Annotated in this window: 20 protein-coding genes; 11 read left to right on the top strand and 9 right to left on the bottom strand. The window is 70.7% G+C overall.

Annotation, left to right across the window (positions count from 1 at the left end):
* Positions 1-53: 53 nt before the first annotated feature.
* The 3 genes from ACQPY4_RS01575 (at position 54) to ACQPY4_RS01565 (ending at position 1,156) form a co-directional block, all read left to right on the top strand.
* On the top strand, positions 54-281 hold the full coding sequence (locus ACQPY4_RS01575) for a hypothetical protein (RefSeq protein ID WP_433331593.1): 228 nt from the start codon (positions 54-56) through the stop codon (positions 279-281).
* Positions 278-841, top strand: a complete 564-nt coding sequence (locus ACQPY4_RS01570) for a helix-turn-helix domain-containing protein (protein WP_433331591.1) — start codon at positions 278-280, stop codon at positions 839-841. The genes ACQPY4_RS01575 and ACQPY4_RS01570 overlap by 4 nt, the downstream gene beginning before the upstream one ends.
* A gap of 144 nt (positions 842-985) precedes the next feature.
* Positions 986-1,156 (top strand): hypothetical protein, encoded by a 171-nt coding sequence (locus ACQPY4_RS01565; RefSeq protein ID WP_433331589.1) that lies wholly within the window; start codon positions 986-988, stop codon positions 1,154-1,156.
* Positions 1,157-1,513: 357 nt separating this feature from the next.
* Here the strand turns inward: ACQPY4_RS01565 and clpB are convergent, their stop codons facing one another.
* From clpB to ACQPY4_RS01535, 6 genes are all read right to left on the bottom strand, one after another.
* Positions 1,514-4,111, bottom strand: a complete 2,598-nt coding sequence (gene clpB, locus ACQPY4_RS01560; protein WP_433331587.1) for an ATP-dependent chaperone ClpB — start codon at positions 4,109-4,111, stop codon at positions 1,514-1,516.
* A 3-nt stretch (positions 4,112-4,114) separates the two neighbouring features.
* A complete protein-coding gene (locus tag ACQPY4_RS01555) occupies positions 4,115-4,567 on the bottom strand; it encodes a heat shock protein transcriptional repressor HspR (protein WP_433331585.1) in 453 nt (150 codons plus the stop codon).
* A 64-nt stretch (positions 4,568-4,631) separates the two neighbouring features.
* Entirely contained in the window at positions 4,632-5,804 is a 1,173-nt protein-coding gene (gene dnaJ, locus ACQPY4_RS01550) for a molecular chaperone DnaJ (protein ID WP_433331583.1), read from the bottom strand.
* A gap of 91 nt (positions 5,805-5,895) precedes the next feature.
* Positions 5,896-6,498, bottom strand: a complete 603-nt coding sequence (grpE, locus tag ACQPY4_RS01545) for a nucleotide exchange factor GrpE (RefSeq protein ID WP_433331581.1) — start codon at positions 6,496-6,498, stop codon at positions 5,896-5,898.
* Entirely contained in the window at positions 6,495-8,360 is a 1,866-nt protein-coding gene (dnaK, locus tag ACQPY4_RS01540; RefSeq protein ID WP_433331579.1) for a molecular chaperone DnaK, read from the bottom strand. The genes grpE and dnaK overlap by 4 nt, the downstream gene beginning before the upstream one ends.
* Before the next feature lie 298 nt (positions 8,361-8,658).
* The gene (locus ACQPY4_RS01535; RefSeq protein WP_433331577.1) at positions 8,659-10,296 is read right to left on the bottom strand and encodes a hypothetical protein; all 1,638 of its coding nucleotides are present in this window, start codon (positions 10,294-10,296) and stop codon (positions 8,659-8,661) included.
* Positions 10,297-10,396: 100 nt separating this feature from the next.
* Here ACQPY4_RS01535 and ACQPY4_RS01530 point away from each other — a divergent pair, with 100 nt between their 5' ends.
* Together ACQPY4_RS01530 and ACQPY4_RS01525 are read left to right on the top strand one after the other, a co-directional pair.
* Positions 10,397-11,026, top strand: coding sequence for an RNA polymerase sigma factor (locus ACQPY4_RS01530; protein ID WP_433331575.1), 630 nt, complete (start codon positions 10,397-10,399; stop codon positions 11,024-11,026).
* The gene (locus ACQPY4_RS01525; protein ID WP_433331573.1) at positions 11,023-11,724 is read left to right on the top strand and encodes a hypothetical protein; all 702 of its coding nucleotides are present in this window, start codon (positions 11,023-11,025) and stop codon (positions 11,722-11,724) included. The genes ACQPY4_RS01530 and ACQPY4_RS01525 overlap by 4 nt, the downstream gene beginning before the upstream one ends.
* Here ACQPY4_RS01525 and ACQPY4_RS01520 read toward each other — a convergent pair.
* Positions 11,721-12,422 carry a TetR/AcrR family transcriptional regulator gene (locus ACQPY4_RS01520; protein WP_433331571.1) on the bottom strand — a complete coding sequence of 234 codons (702 nt, stop codon included), beginning with the start codon at positions 12,420-12,422 and terminating at the stop codon, positions 11,721-11,723. The genes ACQPY4_RS01525 and ACQPY4_RS01520 overlap by 4 nt on opposite strands.
* A 99-nt stretch (positions 12,423-12,521) precedes the next feature.
* On the opposite strand from ACQPY4_RS01520, the gene ACQPY4_RS01515 reads away from it, so the two are divergent.
* The 3 genes from ACQPY4_RS01515 (at position 12,522) to ACQPY4_RS01505 (ending at position 15,640) form a co-directional block, all read left to right on the top strand.
* Complete coding sequence (locus ACQPY4_RS01515; protein WP_433331569.1) at positions 12,522-14,003, top strand: MFS transporter; 1,482 nt, start codon at positions 12,522-12,524, stop codon at positions 14,001-14,003.
* A gap of 234 nt (positions 14,004-14,237) precedes the next feature.
* Entirely contained in the window at positions 14,238-15,116 is an 879-nt protein-coding gene (locus ACQPY4_RS01510; RefSeq protein ID WP_433331567.1) for an NAD(P)H-binding protein, read from the top strand.
* Between the two features lie 41 nt (positions 15,117-15,157).
* On the top strand, positions 15,158-15,640 hold the full coding sequence (locus tag ACQPY4_RS01505) for a DUF5666 domain-containing protein (protein ID WP_433331565.1): 483 nt from the start codon (positions 15,158-15,160) through the stop codon (positions 15,638-15,640).
* A 46-nt stretch (positions 15,641-15,686) separates the two neighbouring features.
* Here the strand turns inward: ACQPY4_RS01505 and ACQPY4_RS01500 are convergent, their stop codons facing one another.
* On the bottom strand, positions 15,687-16,706 hold the full coding sequence (locus ACQPY4_RS01500; protein WP_433331563.1) for a helix-turn-helix transcriptional regulator: 1,020 nt from the start codon (positions 16,704-16,706) through the stop codon (positions 15,687-15,689).
* Between the two features lie 195 nt (positions 16,707-16,901).
* On the opposite strand from ACQPY4_RS01500, the gene ACQPY4_RS01495 reads away from it, so the two are divergent.
* From ACQPY4_RS01495 to ACQPY4_RS01485, 3 genes are read left to right on the top strand one after another with little or no spacing between them, the layout of a single operon-like run.
* Positions 16,902-17,459, top strand: a complete 558-nt coding sequence (locus ACQPY4_RS01495) for a YceI family protein (RefSeq protein WP_433331561.1) — start codon at positions 16,902-16,904, stop codon at positions 17,457-17,459.
* A gap of 38 nt (positions 17,460-17,497) precedes the next feature.
* Positions 17,498-18,094 (top strand): dihydrofolate reductase family protein, encoded by a 597-nt coding sequence (locus ACQPY4_RS01490; RefSeq protein ID WP_433331559.1) that lies wholly within the window; start codon positions 17,498-17,500, stop codon positions 18,092-18,094.
* Between the two features lies 1 nt (position 18,095).
* Entirely contained in the window at positions 18,096-18,683 is a 588-nt protein-coding gene (locus ACQPY4_RS01485; protein ID WP_433331557.1) for a dihydrofolate reductase family protein, read from the top strand.
* Between the two features lie 206 nt (positions 18,684-18,889).
* On the opposite strand, the gene recQ is transcribed toward ACQPY4_RS01485, so the two are convergent.
* A complete protein-coding gene (recQ, locus tag ACQPY4_RS01480) occupies positions 18,890-20,725 on the bottom strand; it encodes a DNA helicase RecQ (protein ID WP_433331555.1) in 1,836 nt (611 codons plus the stop codon).
* Positions 20,726-20,750 lie beyond the last annotated feature (25 nt).

Genomic DNA, 20,750 nt, shown 5'->3' with positions numbered 1-20,750 from the left:
AACAACCCTCATAGGAGATCATTTCCGTGGTCCCATACAAAGCGGACACAGATGTGGCCGTCCCCCCACGCTCAAGAGAGCTCGGGCTGCTGCTCGGCCTGTTCGTCGCCGTCCTGGCCGGAGACATCGTCGTGATGGTGGTCTTCGGATACGACCTGTGGAAAGCCGCCCTCGCGGTGGACTTCACGCTTTTCATCGCCGTCGAGAGCGTTCGCCGCGTCATCAGCCTGCGCAGGCCCGTCGTGCCGACCTCCGCGGACCAGGGCGAGCGCAGGTCATGACCTCGCCCCCGCACGATGATCCCTACAAGCACATGGTCGCCGAATTCGCCCTTGAGTTGCGCCGGGCACGCCGCCGCGCCGGCGACGTCTCGTACCCCGATTTGTGCGAACAACTGATCAACGAACATGAGGGTGGTCGGCGGTTCGCCGTCTCGGAAGCGACGATCCAACGTGCGTTCGCCGGCAAGGCCCTGCCTAAATGGGAGCTCGTCCGCGGCCTTCTGCTGGTCTTCGGCGTGAGTCCCCACGACGTGGAGGAACACTGGAAACGCACCTGGGTCCGCGTCCGTGAGCACCGCGACCCGCTCGGCACCACAATGGAGACGCCGGTCGGCAAGCGGGAAAAGCCTCCACCCCCTCAGGAAATGCCCGCCGCCTCAATCTCGGCGAGAGCGGGGGACGCGCCTGGTCCGGCTCCTCAGGCGGCGCAGGAGTGCGCGGCCTGCGGCGCGTTGGTGAGCGACCTGGTGCTGCATCGCGTGTGGCACGACAACCTCGAGGTCCGCGTCCGCCGCCAGCATCCCTGTTCGGCGACGTCCGACTCCGCCGAACCGAACTGAGCCTCCGGACGCCGCCAAGGTCGGGTGTCACCCCGGGGTGAGAGGGGGGTTGTCCCTACCTCGGGAAGGTGGGCATCTCCCGTGTGGGCGGGCCTTGGCGCTTCTAGAGTCGAAGCATCCGGAAGACACCGCAAAGGAGACGACATGGCCGCCGTTCGCGAAGCACACCCGCAGGTTCGCCGGGGACGTACGCGGCACCGGCTGGTCATCGCGGGCGTCCTGGCGGCCGTCACCGCCCTCGGCGCGCTCGTCCACCCCTCGAACCCGGCAGACCGCCTCGGCGGTGTGGAGTCCTCTTCGCACGCCAACCGCTGAGCGCCAGGCTCCCGACTCGCCACCGCCCACGGGTCCGATGAGGCCGGGTCCCGGGTGCGGCCCGGCCTGCGGTTGCTTGGTGAGGGGGCGCCCGGGGGCCCAGGTGAGCCCCCAGCCTGCGATCACTGGGTGAGGGGACGCCCGGGTCCCGGGTGGACCCGGCGAGGTCACCTGATGAGGGACGCCCGGGGGGCCCGGGTGGGGTCCAGCCTGCGATCATCTGGTGAGGGGACGCCCGGGGCCCGGGTGGACCCGGCGTGGTCACCTGGTGAGGGACGCCCGGGGGCCGGGTGGGGTTCAGCCTGCGATCATCTGGTGAGGTGATGCCCGGGGGCCCGGGTGGGCCCCGGCTTGGGGTTACTTGGTGAGGGTTGGGGGCTTGGCTGGGGTGACGGTCAGGGCGTCGGCGGGTTCGTCTAGGTCGACGACGACCTCGTCGCCGTCGCGGATCTCGCCGGACAGCAGTTCGCGGGCCAGTTTGTCGCCGATCGCCGTTTGGACCAGGCGGCGCAGCGGGCGGGCGCCGTAGAGCGGGTCGAAGCCGGTCATCGCCAGCCACTCGCGGGCGGCGTCGGTGACGGTCAGCTCCAGTTGCCGGTCGGCCAGACGGCGGGCCAGCCGCTCGACCTGGAGGTCGACGATGCGGGTCAGCTCGTCGGTCGTGAGCGCGTCGAACAGGATCACGTCGTCGAGCCGGTTGAGGAACTCCGGCTTGAACTGGGCGCGGACGGAGTTCATGACCGCCTCGCGCTTGGCGCCGTTCTCCAGCGCCGGGTCGACGAGGAACTGCGAGCCGATGTTCGAGGTCAGGATCAGGATCGTGTTGCGGAAGTCGACCGTGCGGCCCTGGCCGTCGGTCAGCCGCCCGTCGTCCAGCACCTGGAGCAGGACGTCGAAGATCTCCGGATGGGCCTTCTCGACCTCGTCCAGCAGGACGACCGAGTACGGGCGGCGGCGGACGGCCTCGGTGAGCTGGCCGCCCTCCTCGTAGCCGACGTACCCGGGAGGCGCGCCGACCAGGCGGGCGACGCTGTGCTTCTCGGCGTACTCGCTCATGTCGATGCGGGTGATGGCGCGCTCGTCGTCGAACAGGAACTCCGCCAGCGCCTTGGCCAGCTCGGTCTTCCCCACCCCGGTCGGGCCCAGGAACAGGAACGAGCCGGTCGGGCGGTCGGGGTCGGCCACGCCCGCGCGGGCGCGGCGGACGGCGTCCGACACCGCCTGGACGGCGGCGCCCTGGCCGATCAGGCGCCGGCCCAGCTCGTCCTCCATGCGCAGCAGCTTGGCCGTCTCGCCCTCCATCAGACGGCCGGACGGGATGCCGGTCCACGACGCGACCACGTCGGCGACGTCGTCCGGGCCGACCTCCTCCTTGACCATCGCCTCGCGGTGCTCGGTCTCCTGCGACGCCGCCTCGAGCTGCTTCTCCAGCTCGGGGATCTCGCCGTAGGTGAGGCGGGCCGAGGTCTCCAGATCGCCGTCGCGCTGGGCGCGCTCGGCCTCGCCGCGCAGCTGGTCGATGCGCTCCTTGATCTCGCCGACCCGGTTCAGGCCCGCCTTCTCCTGCTCCCAGCGTCCGACCAGCGAGGTGAGCTGCTCGTTGCGGTCGGCCAGGTCCTTGCGGAGCCGCTCAAGGCGCTGCCTGGACGCCTCGTCGGTCTCCTTGACCAGCGCCATCTCCTCCATGCGCAGCCGGTCGACCGCGCGCTGCAGCTCGTCGATCTCGACCGGACGCGAGTCGATCTCCATCCGCAGCCGCGAGGCGGCCTCGTCCACCAGGTCGATGGCCTTGTCGGGCAGGAACCTGGCCGTGATGTACCGGTCGGACAGCGTCGCCGCCGCCACCAGCGCCGAGTCGTTGATCTGCACCTTGTGGTGCGCCTCGTACCGGCCCTTGAGCCCGCGCAGGATCGCCACGGTGTCCTCCACCGACGGCTCGCCCACCAGCACCTGCTGGAAGCGGCGCTCCAGCGCGGCGTCCTTCTCGATGCGCTCGCGGTACTCGTCCAGCGTGGTCGCGCCGATCATGCGCAGCTCGCCGCGGGCCAGCATCGGCTTGAGCATGTTGCCCGCGTCCATCGACCCCTCGGCCGCGCCCGCCCCCACGACGGTGTGCAGCTCGTCGATGAACGTGACGATGCGTCCCTCGCTCTGCTTGATCTCGTTCAGGACGGCCTTCAGCCGCTCCTCGAACTCGCCCCGGTACTTCGCGCCCGCGACCATCGCGCTCAGATCGAGCGAGACCAGCGTCTTGCCGCGCAGCGACTCGGGCACGTCGCCCGCCACGATGCGCTGCGCCAGCCCCTCGACCACGGCCGTCTTGCCGACGCCCGGCTCCCCGATCAGGACCGGGTTGTTCTTGGTCCGCCGCGACAGCACCTGCACCACCCGGCGGATCTCGGTGTCGCGGCCGATCACCGGGTCGAGCTTGCCCTCGCGCGCCGACGCGGTCAGGTCGACGCCGTACTTCTCCAGCGCCTGGTAGGTCTCTTCGGGGTTCTCGCTGGTCACCCGCGCGTGGCCGCGCACCTTCTCGAACGCGTCCAGCAGCGCCTGCGGCGTCGCGCCGAACTCCTTCAGCAGCCCCGCGACCGGCCCGCCGTCGGCCGCCAGGCCCACCAGCAGGTGTTCGGTCGAGACGTACTCGTCCTCCAACTGCTCGGCCCGGTTGGCCGCGGTGTTCATCGCCACGTAGAGCTGCCGCGACACCTGCGGCGACGACATCGTCGACCCCGCGGCCTTCGGCAGCGCGGCCAGCTGCTCCTCGGCGCGCTTGCGCACGGCCTTCCAGTCGGCCCCGACGGCCTCCAGCAGCGGCACCGCCGTCCCCTCGGCCTGGCCGATCAGCGCCACCAGCAGATGCTGCGGCTCGACCTGCGGATGGCCTTCGGCCACGGCACGGCGCGCCGCGACCGAGACCGCCTCCTGGCTCTTCTGCGTCAGCTTGTAGTCCATGCCCTACTCCCCCCGGTTGCGCTCGTGCCACACCACGACGCTGGTGCTGCGGATCGGCACCAGGTCAGAGCCCGGAGTGCCACCGGACTCACCGTGCCGCCGGTGCTGAGCCAGCCGCGCCGCGACCGCGCGGGTCGACTCCAGTTCGTTGGCCAGCTCGTCGATCAGCGCGTGCGCCTTGGCCAGCTCCTCGCGGAGCGCCACGTTGTCGCGCTGGAGCTCGAGAATGTGCTTGATGCCCGACAGGTTGATGCCCTCCTCCTGGGAGAGCCGCTGGATCTCCCGGAGCATCACGATGTCGCGCATCGAATAGCGGCGGCCCCGGCCCGCCGTCCGACCGGGTGAGACCAGCCCCATCCGGTCGTAGGTCCGCAAGGTCTGCGGATGCAGACCCGACAGCTGCGCCGCCACCGAGATCACATAGACCGGAGTGTCGTCGCCGAAGGGTGTGTTCATTGCCTCGCCTCCGCTCGGCGGCGAACGGGAGCCCGGCCGCCGCGCGCCCGCTCGCCCATGCCGCCTACTCCTCTCTGGCCTGCTGGAGCAGCTCGCTGCGCAGGTCGTCGCCGCCGCCCGCGTCGCGCAGGCGCTCCAGGGCCTCGCGCGTCTGGTCGTCGAGCTTCTGCGGGATCTGGACGTCGACCGAGACCAGCAGATCGCCCTTGGTGCCGTCGCGGCGCGGCGCGCCGCGGCCCTTGACCCGGAACGTGCGCCCGTTGGGCGTGCCCTCGGGCAGCCGCAGCGTCACCGGCGGCCCTTGGAAGGTCGGCACCTTGATCTCCGACCCCAGCGCCGCCTCCGGGAACGTCACCGGGACGGTCAGCGTCAGGTTGTCGCCGGTGCGGCCGAACACCTTGTGCGGACGCACCTTGATGTTCACGTACAGATCGCCGTTCGGGCCGGAGTTCTCACCCGGGGCGCCCTTGCCCTTCAGGCGGATCTTCTGGCCGTCGGCGACGCCCGCCGGAATGCGGGCCTGGATGGTGCGGGTGCCGGTCGCGCGCCCGCTGCCCTTGCACGTCGGGCACGGGTCGTCGACCACCAGGCCGCGTCCCCGGCACTCCTTGCACGGCTCCTGGAAACCGAAGTTGCCCAGGTTGCGGGTCTCGAACCGGGTGCCCTCGCAGCGCGGGCACACCCGCGGCATCGTCCCGGCCCTGGCGCCGGTGCCCTGGCAGCTCTTGCACGCCGCCTCGCTGGTCAGCTTGATCGGGACTGTCACGCCGTTCATCGCCCGGCCGAACGGCAGCGTCACGTCGGTCTCGACGTCGGCGCCGCGCTGCGGGCGGCGGCCCGTGGTGCGCGTGCCGCCCGTGCCCCGGTTGAACAGGCCGCCGAACAGATCTCCTATACGTTCACCGGCACCGCCGCCCGGCCCGGTGCCCGCCCCCGGCTGCCCGAAGAGGTCACCCAGGTCGAACCCGCCGAACCCGCCGCCCTGCTGACCCCGGAACGCGCCCGGCATCGACCGCATGGCGTCGTACTCCTTGCGGCGCTTGTCGTCGGACAGGACGTCGTACGCCTCGGAGACCTCCTTGAACTTCTCCTCGGAGTCGGCGTCGCCCTTGTTGGCGTCCGGGTGGTACTGCCGGGCCAGCTTGCGGTAGGACTTCTTGATCTCTTCCTGCGTGGCCGTCTTCGAGACACCGAGGACCTTGTAGTAGTCCTTCTCCAGGTAGTCCTTGGTGCTCACGGCGCCCCGCCTTCTACTCGTCCCCTGTGCGTCATGTCGTACGTGCCCCGTGCGGCCCCGGCCCCGTCTGGGCGGGGCCGCACGGATCGGTTCACTCTGGTTCGGGCTCGGACGTCCCGGACTCGGGCTCGAACACCGCGACCCGCGCGGGCCGCAGGATCCGCTCCCCGATGCGGTACCCGGGCTGGAGCACGTCGCCCACGCTGGTCTCGGTCACGTCCGCCGAGTACCCGTGCATGAGCGCCTCGTGCACCACCGGGTCGAACGGCTCGCCCTTCTCGCCGAAGCGTTCGAGGCCGAGCTTGCCGGTGGCCGCCTCCAGCGCCTCGGCCACCGACTTGAAACCGCCGGTGAGCTCGTCGTGGTCGCGGGCCCTGCCGATGTCGTCGAGCACCGGAAGGATCTCGTTCAGGACGGTGCCGAGGGCCTGCTCCCGGACCGCGATCCGGTCGCGGTCGACCCGCTTGCGGTAGTTGTCGTACTCCGCCTTGAGCCGTTGCAGATCGGCCGTGCGCTCGGCGAGCTGCTTCTTGAGCGACTCGACCTCCTCGCCGCCCGGCGACTCGGCCGGGGCCTCGGGAGCGGGCGCGGCGGCCTGCTCCCGGACCTGGCCCGTCTCCGGGTCGATGCGCCGCCTGTCGCGGATCACCGGGGCCTCGCGCTCCTCGCCCTCGCCCTTGGGAGGGTTCGTCACGCGGCACCACCCTTGGGCTTGTCGTCGTCCACGATCTCGGCGTCGACGACCTCGTCGTCCTGCGGGTCCTGCGCCTCGGCCGTCGGGCCCGCGTCACCGTCGGCCCCTGGGGTCTGCCCGGCCTCGGCGTTCTGGGCGTACATCGCCGCGCCCATCTTCTGGCTGACCTGGCCGAGCTTCTCGGCGCTGGTCTTGATGGCCTCGACGTCGGTGCCCTCGAGGGCCTTCTTGACCTCGGCGACGGCGTCCTGGATCTCGGACTTCATCTCCGCGGGGACCTTCTCGTCGTTCTCCCGCAGGAACTTCTCCGTGGAGTACGCCAGCGTGTCGGCCTGGTTGCGTACCTCGGCCTCCTCCTTGCGCTTGCGGTCCTCCTCGGCGTAGTCCTCGGCCTCGCGCATCATCTTCTCGATGTCGTCCTTGGGCAGGGCCGACCCGCCCGTGATGACCATCGACTGCTCGCGGCCGGTGCCCTGGTCCTTGGCGCTGACGTTGACGATGCCGTTGGCGTCGATGTCGAAGGTGACCTCGATCTGCGGCACGCCGCGCGGCGCCGGGGGCAGCCCGGTCAGCTGGAAGGTGCCCAGCTTCTTGTTGTAGGCGGCGATCTCGCGCTCGCCCTGGAAGACCTGGATCTCCACGGACGGCTGGTTGTCGTCGGCGGTGGTGAACGTCTCCGACCGCTTGGTCGGGATCGTGGTGTTCCGCTCGATGATCTTGGTGAAGATGCCGCCCTTGGTCTCGATGCCCAGGCTCAGCGGGGTCACGTCCAGCAGCAGGACGTCCTTGACCTCGCCCTTGAGCACACCGGCCTGGAGGGACGCGCCGATCGCGACGACCTCGTCGGGGTTGACGCCCTTGTTGGGCTCCTTGCCCCCGGTCAGCTCCTTGACCAGCTCGCTCACGGCGGGCATACGGGTCGAGCCGCCCACCAGGACGACCTGGTCGATGCCGCTCACGCCGATGCCGGCGTCCTTGAGGACGTTGTGGAACGGCGCCTTGGTCCGCTCGAGCAGGTCGACTGTCAGGCGCTGGAACTCGGCGCGCGTCAGCTTCTCGTCCAGGTGCAGCGGGCCCTCGCTGGACGCGGTGATGTAGGGCAGGTTGATCTGCGTCTCGGTGCTGGACGACAGCTCGATCTTGGCCTTCTCACCGGCCTCGCGCAGCCGCTGCAGCGCCATCTTGTCCTTGGACAGGTCGACGCCGTTGGCGTTCTTGAACTTCTCCACCAGCCAGTCGACGACCTTCATGTCCCAGTCGTCGCCGCCGAGGTGGTTGTCGCCGGAGGTCGCCTTGACCTCGACCACGCCGTCGCCGACCTCGAGGAGGGACACGTCGAACGTGCCGCCGCCGAGGTCGAACACCAGGATCGTGGCCTCGTTCTCCTTCTCCAGGTGGTAGGCCAGGGCCGCCGAGGTCGGCTCGTTGATGATGCGCAGGACGTTCAGCCCCGCGATCTGCCCGGCCTCCTTGGTGGCCTGACGCTGGTGGTCGGAGAAGTACGCCGGGACGGTGATGACCGCGTCGGTGACCTTCTCCCCCAGGTAGGCCTCGGCGTCCCTCTTCAGCTTCTGCAGCACGAACGCGCTGACCTGCTGAGGAGTGAACTCCTTGTCGTCGATCTTGGTCTTCCAGTCCGTGCCCATCTCACGCTTGACCGACCTGATGGTGCGGTCGACGTTGGTCACGGCCTGGCGCTTGGCGACCTCACCGACGAGAACCTCGCCGTTCTTGGCGAAGGCGACGACGGACGGCGTGGTCCGCGACCCCTCCGCGTTGGCGATAACGGTGGGCTCGCCGCCCTCCAGAATCGCGACGACCGAGTTGGTCGTCCCGAGGTCGATGCCGACCGCACGTGCCATGTCTCTCGTCCTCCGTCGTTGGTGTTTGCCGTAGGTGCTCCGGCCGCGGTCCCCCGCGGGCACGACCGGCCTGCTTCTACCACGCTAGGTTGCCCGGTGCCGATCTCGTTGTCAAATGACTTGAGCGGACCCGACTCAACTTTGCTGCTGCCCTCTACAACAGGACGACTGAGCGGGCCATTCCCGTTCCCATCCCTCCCCGATTCATCACCACGAACGACCACCCGTCCCCCCAAAGAAGGACCAAACCCCCGACCGGTGGGGTCACCGATCGGGGGCAGGGGGTGGGGGAACGTCGTCAGCGGTGGAGGGCGTAGGCGCGGATGGTGGTCTGCCGCACCTCGTTGCCGGACGCGTCCCGCACGGTGGTGCGCAGGGACACGTGCTCGGCGTCGGCCGGGTGGGCGAGGCCGATGACCCACCGCCCGCCCTCGGCGCGGGCCGCCGCCGGACGCCAGGACTTTCCGTCGTCGTAGGAGACCTCGGCGCCGAACCGCTCGATCCGCCCCGGGCGGACGCCGGGCGGGGTTTGGATGTGGGCCCGCACCCGGTGCTCGCGTCCCGCCGGAGCCCGGCTGTGATCATCGAGCCCGGCGTCGTAGCCCACCGTCATGATGACCGGCGCGGAGTCCGCCGCCGAGTCGAACGTCCACTCCGCCTCGGCCCGCGTGCCCAGCGTCGACCACCCCACCGAACGCGCGGCGGTGGTCCTCAGCCGGAATCGGCCGGGCCCGGACGGCACCTCGAACTCGCCATACCCCGGGTACGGGCTGGTGCCGAGCACCGCGCCGTCCTTTTCCAGAGTGGTCTCGCCGGTGATGGGGTCCTCCAGGGGGCCCCTGTAGCCCGGGCGGCCGTTGGAGAAGAGCGAGACCTCCACGGCCAGCCGGTCGCCGGTCCGCTGGACGCCCGGGACGAGCGTTCCCGCGTCCCAGGTCCAGAGCGTGGGGGTCAGCGGCGCCGCCGGCCAGGTCCGCGCCCGCTTCCCTCGGCGCGGGAAGCGTTCGGTGCCCATCTGGAACTCCGCCGGGTTGAGAGAGCAGTCGGGCCCGCCGATCGCCGCCTCGTGCTTCCAGACCGTGTTCCCGGGCGTGACGTGCAGAGTGTGCACGCCGGGGACGCGTCCGAGGACCGTCCCGTAAGACAGGATGAAGGGCAGTCCCTGCACCTCGGGCCCCATCACGAGCCCCGCACAGGCCTCCGCCCCGGGGACGGCGTGTTTCGTGCGAACCGCGGCCAGGTCGCGCGTGCGCACGCGGAACTCCGGCCGCTCGGGGACGCCCCCGACAACGGAGTTGAGCAGGTGGTACCGGTGTCCCGGCCGCTTCCAGGTGCTCTGCACGTGCAGCGGAGTTCCCGCACCCGGGGTGACGTAGGCGCCGTCCGCCAGATCGAGCATGTAGGCCTGGTACTCGCCCCGCGTCGTCACGGCGACGATCGCGTCGCCCAGGTCCATCGTCGCGTCCTTGTCGTCCAGGCTCACGCGGACCTCCCGGGTGGTGCGCGCGTCGAGGACGACGGTGGCGTCGGCGGTGACGTCCATGCGCGGCGACACGACCGCCGCCGTCGCCTTCGGACGGCCCGGCTCGGGCGTGATGACCCGCGCCCCCACTCGGTACGAGCCCGCCGGGATCTCCATCGTCCCCGTGCCGTCCACGAGGTGGCCGACCTCCTGCCCGCCGGTCTCCAGGTCGAACAGGCCGAAGTAGGGCGCCTTGCCGGTCGCGGGGCGCAGGCCGTTCCGGTCGAGGACCCGCACCGTGACCCGGTGCGCGGCGGCGGCCTTGCGGCGCGCGGCCGGGGTCTGGTGCTTCTTCGTCAGCACCCTCTTCGACGCCTGGACCTCGGCGGGTGGCGTCTCCGCGGCCGTGGACGGCGCGGGCACGAGCAGGACGCCCCCGATTACGATCGCCATGCCGCATGGACGGAATCTCATCCGGATCTCCTGAGTTCGTCGATCACTTCCGTCCGGTAGGTGTCCGTCCCGCCCGGGGGGTTCCGGGAACCCGGTGCGGGGGCGCGGACATGGACAGGACGTGAGAAACGTGCCAAGTGACCCCGACACCACGGACGCCGAGTTGTGGCGCCTGGCCGTCGAGGGCGAGCCACAACGGTTCGGAACACTCTTCGACCGGCACGCGCGTGCCGTCTACAACCACTGTTTCCGGCGGACGGGCGACTGGTCGGCGGCCGAGGACCTCACCTCGGTCGTCTTCCTCGAGGCCTGGCGGCGGCGCGACGACGTGCGCCTGCACGGCGATTCCGCGCTGCCGTGGCTGCTGGGCGTCGCGGGCAACGTCGTCCGCAACCGCCACCGGGCGACGCGCAGGCACCGCGAGGCGATGGCGCGCCTGCCCGGCCAGCGGCCCGAACCCGACCACGCCGACGACGTGGCCGGGCGGCTCGACGACGAGCGGGTGATGACCGTCCTGCTGCGCCTGGTCGGGCGGCTCTCGCGCGACGACCAGGACGTCCTGACCCTGTGCGCGTGGGACGGGCTGAGCTATGCCGAGGCGGCCACCGCGCTCGGCGTCCCCCTGGGGACGGTCCGCTCCCGCCTGTCGCGGGCCAAGTCACGGCTGCGGGAGCTGACCACGCTGGAACCCCCGGGACGTCTGGGACACAGACAAGGTGCGATCCCGAAGCCGTCAGGGGAGGAACTGTGAACGATCACTTGCCCGCCGAGCGCGACCTTCCCCGGGCGGCCCACCAGCTGCGAAGGGAACACCTCATGTCCGAGATCACCGAGCCCGGCCGACGGCGCGTGCTGCGCCGCGGACGCTGGATCACCGGCGTCTCCCTGGCCGTCGTGCTGACCGGCGGCGGAGCCGCCGTCGCCGCGAGCCTCATGGGCGGCGAACGGGTGGAGCAGGCCCTGGGCACCGGCTGCTACGACCGGGCCAGCCTGGACGCCGACACCACCGTCATCGGCGATGGCGGCCTGGACCCGGTGTCCGCCTGCGCCGAACTCTGGAGCAAGGGCGAGGTGGGCGACGCCGAGCCCCCCGTCCCCCCACTCGTGGCCTGCACCCAAGGCAAGAGCGTCGGCGTGTTCCCGGGGGACGCGCGGACCTGCGCCAAGCTGGGCCTGACGGCCGCGCGTCCGCTCACCGCCGCCGAAAAGGCCGAGGCCCGCGCCCTGATCACCGTGCGGAAGAAGCTCGCCGACCAGACCGGACGACGCTGCCTCCCCGAGAAGGAGGCCCTCACGACGGCCCAGTCCCTGCTGGCGTCCCATGGCCTGAAGGGGTGGCGGGTCGTCGCGGAGGGCTTCGGGTCAGGCAAGCCCGCCGACTGCGCCATGGTGGGCATCCTCGACGTGAAGACCAAGACCCTGCCCCTCCAGGCCGACCCGCGCCCCTAGCGGGACATATGGGGGGCGAGGCCGTCGAGGACGGATTCGAGGCCGAAGGTGAAGCGGTCCTCAAGGATCTCGGCGTCGCCCTTGGACCAGATCTCGCGGATGTGGGCGGCCAGGCGGGGGCGTTCGGCGGACACGCGGTCGAGGTAGGGGCCGAGTGAGGTGACCCATTCCCCGGCGGACGTCCCCGCCTGGTGCGTGCGCCAGCTGGCCTCGCCGCCCGCGGCCCCGATGACGTAGTCGACGACCAGCGACCAGGCGTATTCGAGCGGGAAGCCGGAGAGCCCGGCGTGGGCGAAGACGGCGAGGATCTCGTCCTGGGCGCGGGCGGCGTTGGGGCCGAGCATGGGCCGTCCGCCGAAGAGGGTGACCGTCCAGGGGTGGCGCAGGATCATCGCGCGCAGGCTGCGGGCGTACCCGGCGGCGGCGGGACGCCAGCCGGTCTCCGCCGGGTCGGGGACGCTCACCTCGGCCATGACGTGGTCGAGGGCCAGCTCCAGCAGCTCGTCCTTGTTGGCGACGTGCCAGTACACGGACGTGGCGCCGGCGTTCAGCCGGGTGCCCAGGCGGCGCATGCTCAGCTTGGCCAGGCCCTCGGCGTCCAGCAGCTCCAGCGCGGCGGCCACGATCTGGTCGCGGCTCAGCGTGGGCTGCTCGCGCCTTGAACGCTCGGGGCGCGTCCACACCGAGGTGTGATCCATGCGGTGCCTCCTCCGGTCTCACGACAGCCTACTTGAACAGTGTGCGAACGGGCTCGTACAGTGTGCGAGTCAACTCGCACACTGTACGAGGAGGTTGTGATGAAAACGGTCGAACCGCATCCGCGGCGGTGGGGAATCCTCGCCGTGCTCTGCCTGAGCCTGTTCGTGGTCGTGGTGGACAACACGATCCTGCACGTGGCGGTGCCGTCCCTGCTGACCGAGCTGGACGCGTCCACGTCCGACGTCCAGTGGGCGATCGACGCCTACTCGCTGGTGTTCGCCGGGCTGCTGCTCACCGCGGGCAGCCTCGGCGACCGCTACGGACGGCGCCGGGCCATGATCCTCGGATTCGGGGTGTTCGGCGCGGCCTCCCTGCTCGCCGCCTTCGCCGCGGACCCCGGCCAGCTCATCGCGGCACGGGCCCTCATGGGCGTCGGCGGCGCGTTCCTCATGCCCGGGACGCTCTCGATCATGGCGCAGGTGTTCGCCCCCGAAGAGCGCACCAAGGCGTTCGCGATCTGGGGCACGACCTCGGTCGTCGGCGTCGCGGCCGGACCCACGCTCGGCGGCTTCCTGCTGGAGCACTTCTGGTGGGGCTCGGTCTTCCTGGTCAACGTCCCGGTGACCCTCGCGGCCCTGGCCGGGCTGATCCTTCTCGTCCCCGAATCACGGGGACCACGACGGCGTCCCGACGTCCTCGGGGCGATCCTGTCGACGCTCGGGGTGTCGGCCCTGGTGTGGGCGGTCATCTCCGGCCCCGGCCACGGCTGGACGGGCATCCGCACGATCGGCGGCCTCCTCGTCGCGGCGGCCGCGCTCGCCGCCTTCGCCTGGTGGCAGCATGCCGGCCGCGACCCCATGCTCGACCTCCGCCTGCTCACCCGTCCCGAATTCACCGGCGCCGCCGTCATGATCGCCCTGTTCTCGTTCGCGATGGCCGGGACGCTGTTCGCCCTCACCCAGCTCCTGCAGTTCGTCCTCGGCTACGGGCCGCTCAAGGCGGGCCTGGCCCTGCTGCCGCTCGCCGGGGCCGCCGCCCTGGGCAACGGCACCGGCGCCGCCCTGGACGCCCGGCTGGGCAGCCGGAACGCCCTGGTCATCGGCTTCCTGACCGTCGCCGCCGGATTCGCGCTCATCGGGTTCACCCTCGACCCGGGGGACGGCTACGGCTCGATCGTCACCGGCCTCGTGGTTCTCGGCTTCGGTGCCGGACTGGGCTCGCCGCCCGCCTACGGGACGCTGATGAACGCCGTCCCCAGCGAGGAGGCCGGAGTCGCCTCCGCCGTCAACGACGCGGGCCAGGAGCTGGGCAACGCCTTCGGCGTCGCCGTCCTCGGCAGCGTCATCTCCGCCGCCTACGCCCGCAACCTCCCCGCCGACCTGCCGTCCGGCACCCTGGACGCGACACTCACCGGCAGCCAAGCCGCGCGTGACGCCTTCGTCCAAGCGGTAGCCCTGGGCACCCTGACCGCGGCCGCCACAACGTGCGCGGCGGCCGCCTTCGCCGCCAAGATCCTCCAACCCAAGAAAGACCATCGCTCCCCCCATCCCGAACCCACCTCATCGCACACCCTTCGTTAACGCCCACGAGTTGTTGGTGGAAAAAGTTTCAGAAAAGCGCGAAAGGCCAGGTCAGCGGGCTGATATTGGCCGGGGAGGCCGGTTCGGCGAATGGCTGTCTTCGCAGCTGGGAGCCATATGTGAACATCATGTTCGCGTTTGCGATCCGCCTCCTTTCCGGTTAACCATTGGGCATCGCCGAAATCCGCCCTGACCTGGGGCTTCTTCGGCATGCTCGAACGAGGGGGAGAAGCGATGACGATCGTGGTGACGGGCGCGACGGGGGCCGTGGGGCGTCTGGTGACCGAGGGGCTCGTCCGGGCGGGGGCCAAGGTTCGCGCGGTGAGCCGCGCGCCCGAACGCGCCGGTCTGCCGGACGGCGTCGAGGTGCGGGCCGGTGACCTCAAGCGTCCCGAGACTCTGGACGGTGTCTTCGACGGCGCCGAGCGCCTGTACCTGTTCCCCCACGCCGCCACCGCTACCGAGGTGGTGGCGCGCGCCAAGGAGGCGGGGGTGCGACGTGTTGTCGTCCTGTCTTCGGGGGCCGTGACCGGCGGGTTCGACACCGAGTATCACCTGCCCGTCGAGCGGGCCGTGGAGGAGGCGGGGCTGGAATGGACGCACGTGCGTCCGGGCGAGTTCATGCACAACCGGCTGCTGGTGTGGGGGCCGTCCATCCGCGCCGAGGGCGTCGTCCGCGACCCGGATCCGGACTCGTCGTGGTGCCCCGTCCACGAGGCCGACATCGCCGACGTGGCCGTGACGGCACTGCTGGAGGACGGCCACGCGGGCGCCGCCTATGACCTGAACGGGCCCGGATTCGTCAGCCACCGCCAGATGGTCGCCCTCATCGCCGAGGCGGCCGGACGGGAGATCGCCTTCGAGCGCATCACGCCCGAGCAGGCCCTGGAGCTCTACCGCGCCCAACCGGGTTTCACCGCCGACAACGCCGCCTTCCTCTCCGGTTTCGAGGACTACGCGGGCGAACCCGCCGATCCGCACGCCGCCGCGGACTTCGATCTGGCCGCCTACGGCCCCTTCCCGACCATCGAGGCCGTGACGGGCGCCCAGGCCCGCGACTTCGCCCGGTGGGCCCGCGACCACGCCGACGCGTTCAGGGTTCTCTCAGGTTGATCACGGGGTGGCGTTCAGGTCGGTGTAGTTGGGTGTCGGCCATGAGACTGAACACCAAGACGCTGGCGTCCGGGATCGGGGCCGCGAGCCTCCTGGGCCTCGGCCTTTACCTCGCCGTCCCGGCCGCCGCGAACCCGTCGCCCTCGCCGAGCAGGCCCGCCGCCGCCGAGGACGGCAAGCCCCGTCCTCCCAAGGACGGCAAGATGCGCCACCACCGTCCCGGCCGCTTCGCCCACGGCTTGCGCGGCGTGCACGGCGAGGCCACGGTCAAGCGCGACAAAACCTTCAAGCTGGCGACCTGGCAGCGCGGCGCCGTCACCGGCGTCTCGGGTGCGACGGTGACCGTCCGCAGCGAGGACGGCGTCGCCTGGCAGTGGACCACCGACGCCAACACCAAGGTCCGCAAGGACCGGCAGAAGTCCGAGGTGTCCAAGCTCGCCAACGGCGACCAGGTCGTGGTGATCGGGGAGCGCTCGGGCAACACCCGCACCGCCAAGTTCATCGGAACCCCGAGGAAGAAGTGACCTCCGTGCGCCCACCCGAGGGGAGAGCTCTCCCCTCGGGCGGCGTTCACGAATGTGCCGTCAGCGAGGCGGCATGGTGATCGAGGAACAGCCGGGCGATCAGATCGCCGCGTGAACCGGTGCCCGACTTGGCGAAGATCGACTTCAGGTGGTCCTGCACGGTGTAGGACGACACGTGCAGGCGGCCGGCGATCTGCTTGGTGGACAGGCCCTGGGCCACCAGCTCGGTGACCCGGCGCTCGCTGTCGGTGAAGCCGTAGGCGGCGACCATCAGGGGCGCCATCTCGGCGGGGCGGGCGACTTCCAGCACCACCGCGACCTGCGGTTCCGGATCGTCGTTCAGCAGCGAGCCCCGGACGATCAGCCACTGACCGGTCCGGGTGCGCGCTCGGGCCCTGGCCGGCCGCGAATCGGTCGCCGTCCGGCCGCGCAGGGAACGGGCCTGGCGGGCGACACCCGAAATCACCAGCGGCAGCCGCGCGCCCGCCCTGTCACCGAGGCCCAGCTCGTCCAGCAGGCGATCGGCCGCCTTGTTGGACATGCGCACGCCGTCCTCGGCGTCGAGGACCAGCAGACCGACGTCGTCGTCACCGGCCCGCGCGCTACCGAGCAGCAGCCCGCGCCGCAGTCCATCGGTGATCAGCGGGGCGATCGACGACACGAACTCCACCTCGGCCGGGGAGAAGTACGGGCGGTTCGCCTCCCGGAACACCGTCAGCTGCCCCCACGTCCCGGTGCTGCCGGCGAGCACCACCCGCAGCTCGTCGGAGAATCCGCCGGGACGGCGGATCTCCCGCTGGCGCAGGCTCCGGTCGAGATCACCGGCGGTCGCCTCGCTCAGGCTGCGGGCCGGGCGGGCGGCGCGGGCGAGCTGGACCCACGTGTTGAAGTCGGGCTCCCGCACCTCGATCTCCACGAGCCGGAGCAGCGCCGGAGCGGGCAGGCCGTTCTCCACGAACTCGGCGGTCGGGAGCATGGTCGCCGGGTCGGTCGTCATCAGGCAGGTGCCCTCGGCGGGCACCGCCCGGACCAAGGCATCGCCGACGGCCCGCGCGAACTCCGGCACGGACAACCCTCGATGAGCCAGCCTGACGATTTCGTCGCGGACACGCGCCTGAACCGCCATCGCGTTGACCACGCTCGTGATCCTATGCCGATCCATGGCATCATCCCAGAAATCTGGGATACAACCCGGCTCCACGCTCCCGCATGCTGGCTGCACACGCCCGGAAGGCCGGGCCGCGCAAAGGGAGCCCCACTCATGATCACCGTTGACAGCACCCTCACCACCGGCTCCTGGGTCGGCGACCCCGTCCATTCCGACATCTCGTTCAAGGTCCGCCACATGGGCGTCGGCAAGGTCAGGGGCAAGTTCGCGCTCGCCTCGGCGGCGCTGAGCGTCGGCGAGGGCGGCGGCCGGGTGACCGCCCTCATCGACCCCGCCTCGGTGAACACCGGCAACGACCAGCGCGACCAGCACCTGCGTTCGGCCGACTTCCTGGACGTGGAGAAGTACCCGCAGATCGAGTTCACCTCGACCGAGGTCCGCGACCTCGACGGCGCGGCCTTCGTCCTGGTCGGCGAGCTGACCCTGCACGGCGTCACCAAGACCGTCGAGCTGGAGGCCGAGTTCCTCGGCGTCGTCGACGACCCGTCCGGCGTGGAGCGCACCGGGTTCTCGGCGACCACCTCCATCAGCCGCGCCGCGTTCGGCGTCGACATCCAGCTCGGCTTCGGCGCCGGCAACGTCGTGGTCGCCGACACCATCGAGATCGCCATCGAGATCGAGTTCACGACCACCGAACCGGACGCCCGATGACGTCTCGTGACACCCCGCTGACCGAAAGGACCAGGAACGTGAGCAAGACCGTGCTGTACATGTCGATGTCGGTGGACGGGTTCATCGCCGGGCCGAACGTGGCACCGGGCAACGGGCTCGGCGACAACGGGCATCGGCTGCACGAGTGGCTCCTGCCGGACGCCGACGCCGATCGCAGAACAGATCTCGACCACCTGGAGGGCGCGAACCGCGAGGTCATGGACGAGGTCATGACCACCGGGGCGGTCGTCGTCGGCCGGCGGACCTTCGAGCTCGCCGACGGCTGGGGCGGCGACCACCACGACGGCGTCCCCATCTTCGTCCTGAGCCGCCGGCAGCCCGACCCGCGATGGCCCGGGGTCACCTATGTGAGCGACGTCGCGGCCGCGATGAAAATGGCCAAAGACGCGGCCGGGGACAAGAACGTCCTGGTCCACGGGGCCCGCACCGCCCAGCTGGCCCTTGCCGCCGGCGTCCTGGACGAGTTGCAGATCCACCTGGTCCCGGTCCTGATCGGCCAGGGCGAACCGCTCTTCGAGGACCTGCCGCCCGACCACATCGAGCTCGAACTGCTCCATGCCGCGGACGGCCCCGGCGTGACACACCTGCGCTACCGCGTGCGAACGGCGGCCTGAGATGACGACCATCCGGCTGTACATGACCATGTCCCTGGACGGTTACGTCACCGGCCCGCAGGACAGCCCGGACAACCCGATGGGCATCGGCGGGTTCCGGCTCTTCAACTGGCTCGACCGTCGCAACGACCCGGGCCCCAGCGGCCAGGTCTACGCCGAGGCGATGGCCACCCGCGCCCTCATCTCCGGGCGCCGCACCTACGAGCTGGCCAACCGCTGGCAGGGCGACCACCACGACGGCGTCCCCATCTTCGTCCTGACCCACGACGTCCCGGACGACCCGCCGCCGGGCAGCGTCCGCTACGTCACCGACGTCCGCGAGTGCGCCGCCCAGGCCCGCGCCGCGGCCGGAGACGGCGAGGTGATGGTGCACGGCGCCGGAGCGGCGCAGGCGCTGCTGCGAGCGGGCCAGCTCGACGAACTGGAACTCCACGTCGTCCCGGTCCTCCTGGGCCAGGGCCGCCGCCTCTTCGACCACCTACCGCCCGAACACATCAACCTCGACCCCATCCGCCGCCTGACCACCCCCCAGACCGAAGACCTCCCACACCAAGTCACCCACCTCCGCTACCGCATCCACCACCCCTAACCACACCCCCACCCGACCAGCCTCAAGCCGAGCCCGAGCCCCGGGGGGAGGTGACGGCGTCTCGCCCGGGTGTGATTCTGGCTCTCGGGAGGCGGCGTGGATGTTTCGAGGGTGGCCGGGGGTTAAGCGGGCCGGGGGTTAAGCGGGCCCGGGGGTTAAGCGGGCCCGGGGGTTAAGCGGGCCCGGGGGTTAAGCGGGCCCGGGGGTTAAGCGGGGGTCAGGGTTTCTAGGACCTGGTTGCCGTACTTGGCGAGTTTGTTTTCGCCTACGCCGCTGATCTTGCCGAGTTCGGTGAGGGAGGACGGCATGGCGGTGGCGATCTCGCGGAGGGTGGCGTCGTGGAAGATGACGTAGGCGGGGACGCCCTGGTCTTTGGCCTGGGCCGCGCGCCAGGTGCGGAGGCGTTCGAAGACGGGCATCGCTTCGGACGGCAGGTCGACCGGGGCCTTGCGTTCCTTGGCGGTTTTGGCCGCCTTGGCGGCCTTGGTCGGTTCGGGCTCGCGGCGGAGCATGACCTTGCGGGCGCCCTTGAGGACTTCGGGGCTGGTGTCGGTGAGGACGAGGGCGCCGTAGTTGCTCTCGACCGCGAGCAGGCCCTGGGCCAGGAGTTGCCGGACGACGCCGCGCCATTCGGTGTCGCGTAGTTCGGAGCCGACGCCGAAGACGCTGAGCGCGTCGTGGTCGAACTGGATGACCTTGGCGTTCTTCTTGCCGGTGAGGATGTCGATGACGTGCCCGGCGCCGAACTTCTGGCGCCGTTCGCGGTCGAGCCGGACGATCGCCGAGAGCAGTTTCTGGGCGGCGATGGTGCCGTCCCAGGACTCGGGCGGGGTCAGGCAGGTGTCGCAGTTGCCGCAGGGTTCGCCGTCTTGGCCGAAGTAGTTCAGCAGTTGGACGCGGCGGCACTCGACCGTCTCGCACAGCGCCAGCATGGCGTCGAGGTGGACGCTCAGCCTCCGGCGGTGCGCGGCGTCGCCCTCCGAGGTGTCGATCATCTTGCGGAGGTTGACCACGTCGTTGAGCCCGTAGGCGAGCCAGGCCGTGGACGGGAGGCCGTCGCGGCCCGCGCGGCCCGTCTCCTGGTAGTAGCCCTCGACGGATTTGGGCAGGTCGAGATGGGCGACGAACCGGACGTCGGGCTTGTCGATGCCCATGCCGAACGCGATCGTGGCGACCACGACCAGGCCGTCCTCGCGCAGGAAGCGCGACTGGTTCTCGGCGCGGGTTCGGGGGTCGAGACCCGCGTGGTACGGGACGGCCTCGATGCCGTTCGCGGTGAGGAACTCGGCGATCTTCTCCACCGAGTTGCGCGACAGGCAGTAGACGATGCCCGCGTCGCCGCTGTGCTCGGTGCGCAGCAGGTGCAGCAGCTGGCGCTTGGGCTCGTTCTTCGGCTCGATGCGGTACTGGATGTTGGGACGGTCGAAGCTCGCCACGAAGTGGCGGGCCTGTTCGAGGTTGAGCCGGGAGGCGATCTCGGTGCGGGTGGCCTGGGTGGCGGTCGCCGTCAGCGCGATGCGCGGCACGTCCGGCCAGCGCTCGTGCAGGCCCGAGAGCAGCAGGTAGTCGGGCCGGAAGTCGTGCCCCCACTGCGCGACGCAGTGCGCCTCGTCGATCGCGAACAGCGCGATGTCGCCCCGGTCGAGCAGCTGGACGGTGGAGGCCACCTTGAGCCGTTCGGGCGCCAGGTAGAGCAGGTCGAGCTCACCGGCCACGAACTGCGCCTCGACCACACGGCGCTCGTCGAGATCTTGGGTGGAGTTGAGGAAGCCCGCCCGGACGCCCGCGTTCCGCAACGCGTCGACCTGGTCTTGCATCAGCGCGATCAGGGGCGAGATGACGACCCCGACGCCCTTTCTGACCAGCGCCGGAATCTGGTAGCACAGCGACTTGCCGCCACCGGTGGGCATGAGCACCAGCGCGTCGTTCCCGGCGACGACATGCTCGATGATCTCGCCCTGTCCCTCGCGGAACGCGTCATAACCGAAGACGCGTCGCAGCACCTGCAACGCATCGCTGATCTCGCCCTCGGGAACGGCCACCGCGCCATCCTAGTGACTCGTCCGG

Origin of the sequence: Spirillospora sp. CA-294931 (assembly GCF_050946795.1) — a bacterium.
Classification (GTDB): domain Bacteria; phylum Actinomycetota; class Actinomycetes; order Streptosporangiales; family Streptosporangiaceae; genus Spirillospora.
Note: the sequence above shows the minus strand (reverse complement) of the source record. Positions and strands in the feature narration are given on the sequence as shown.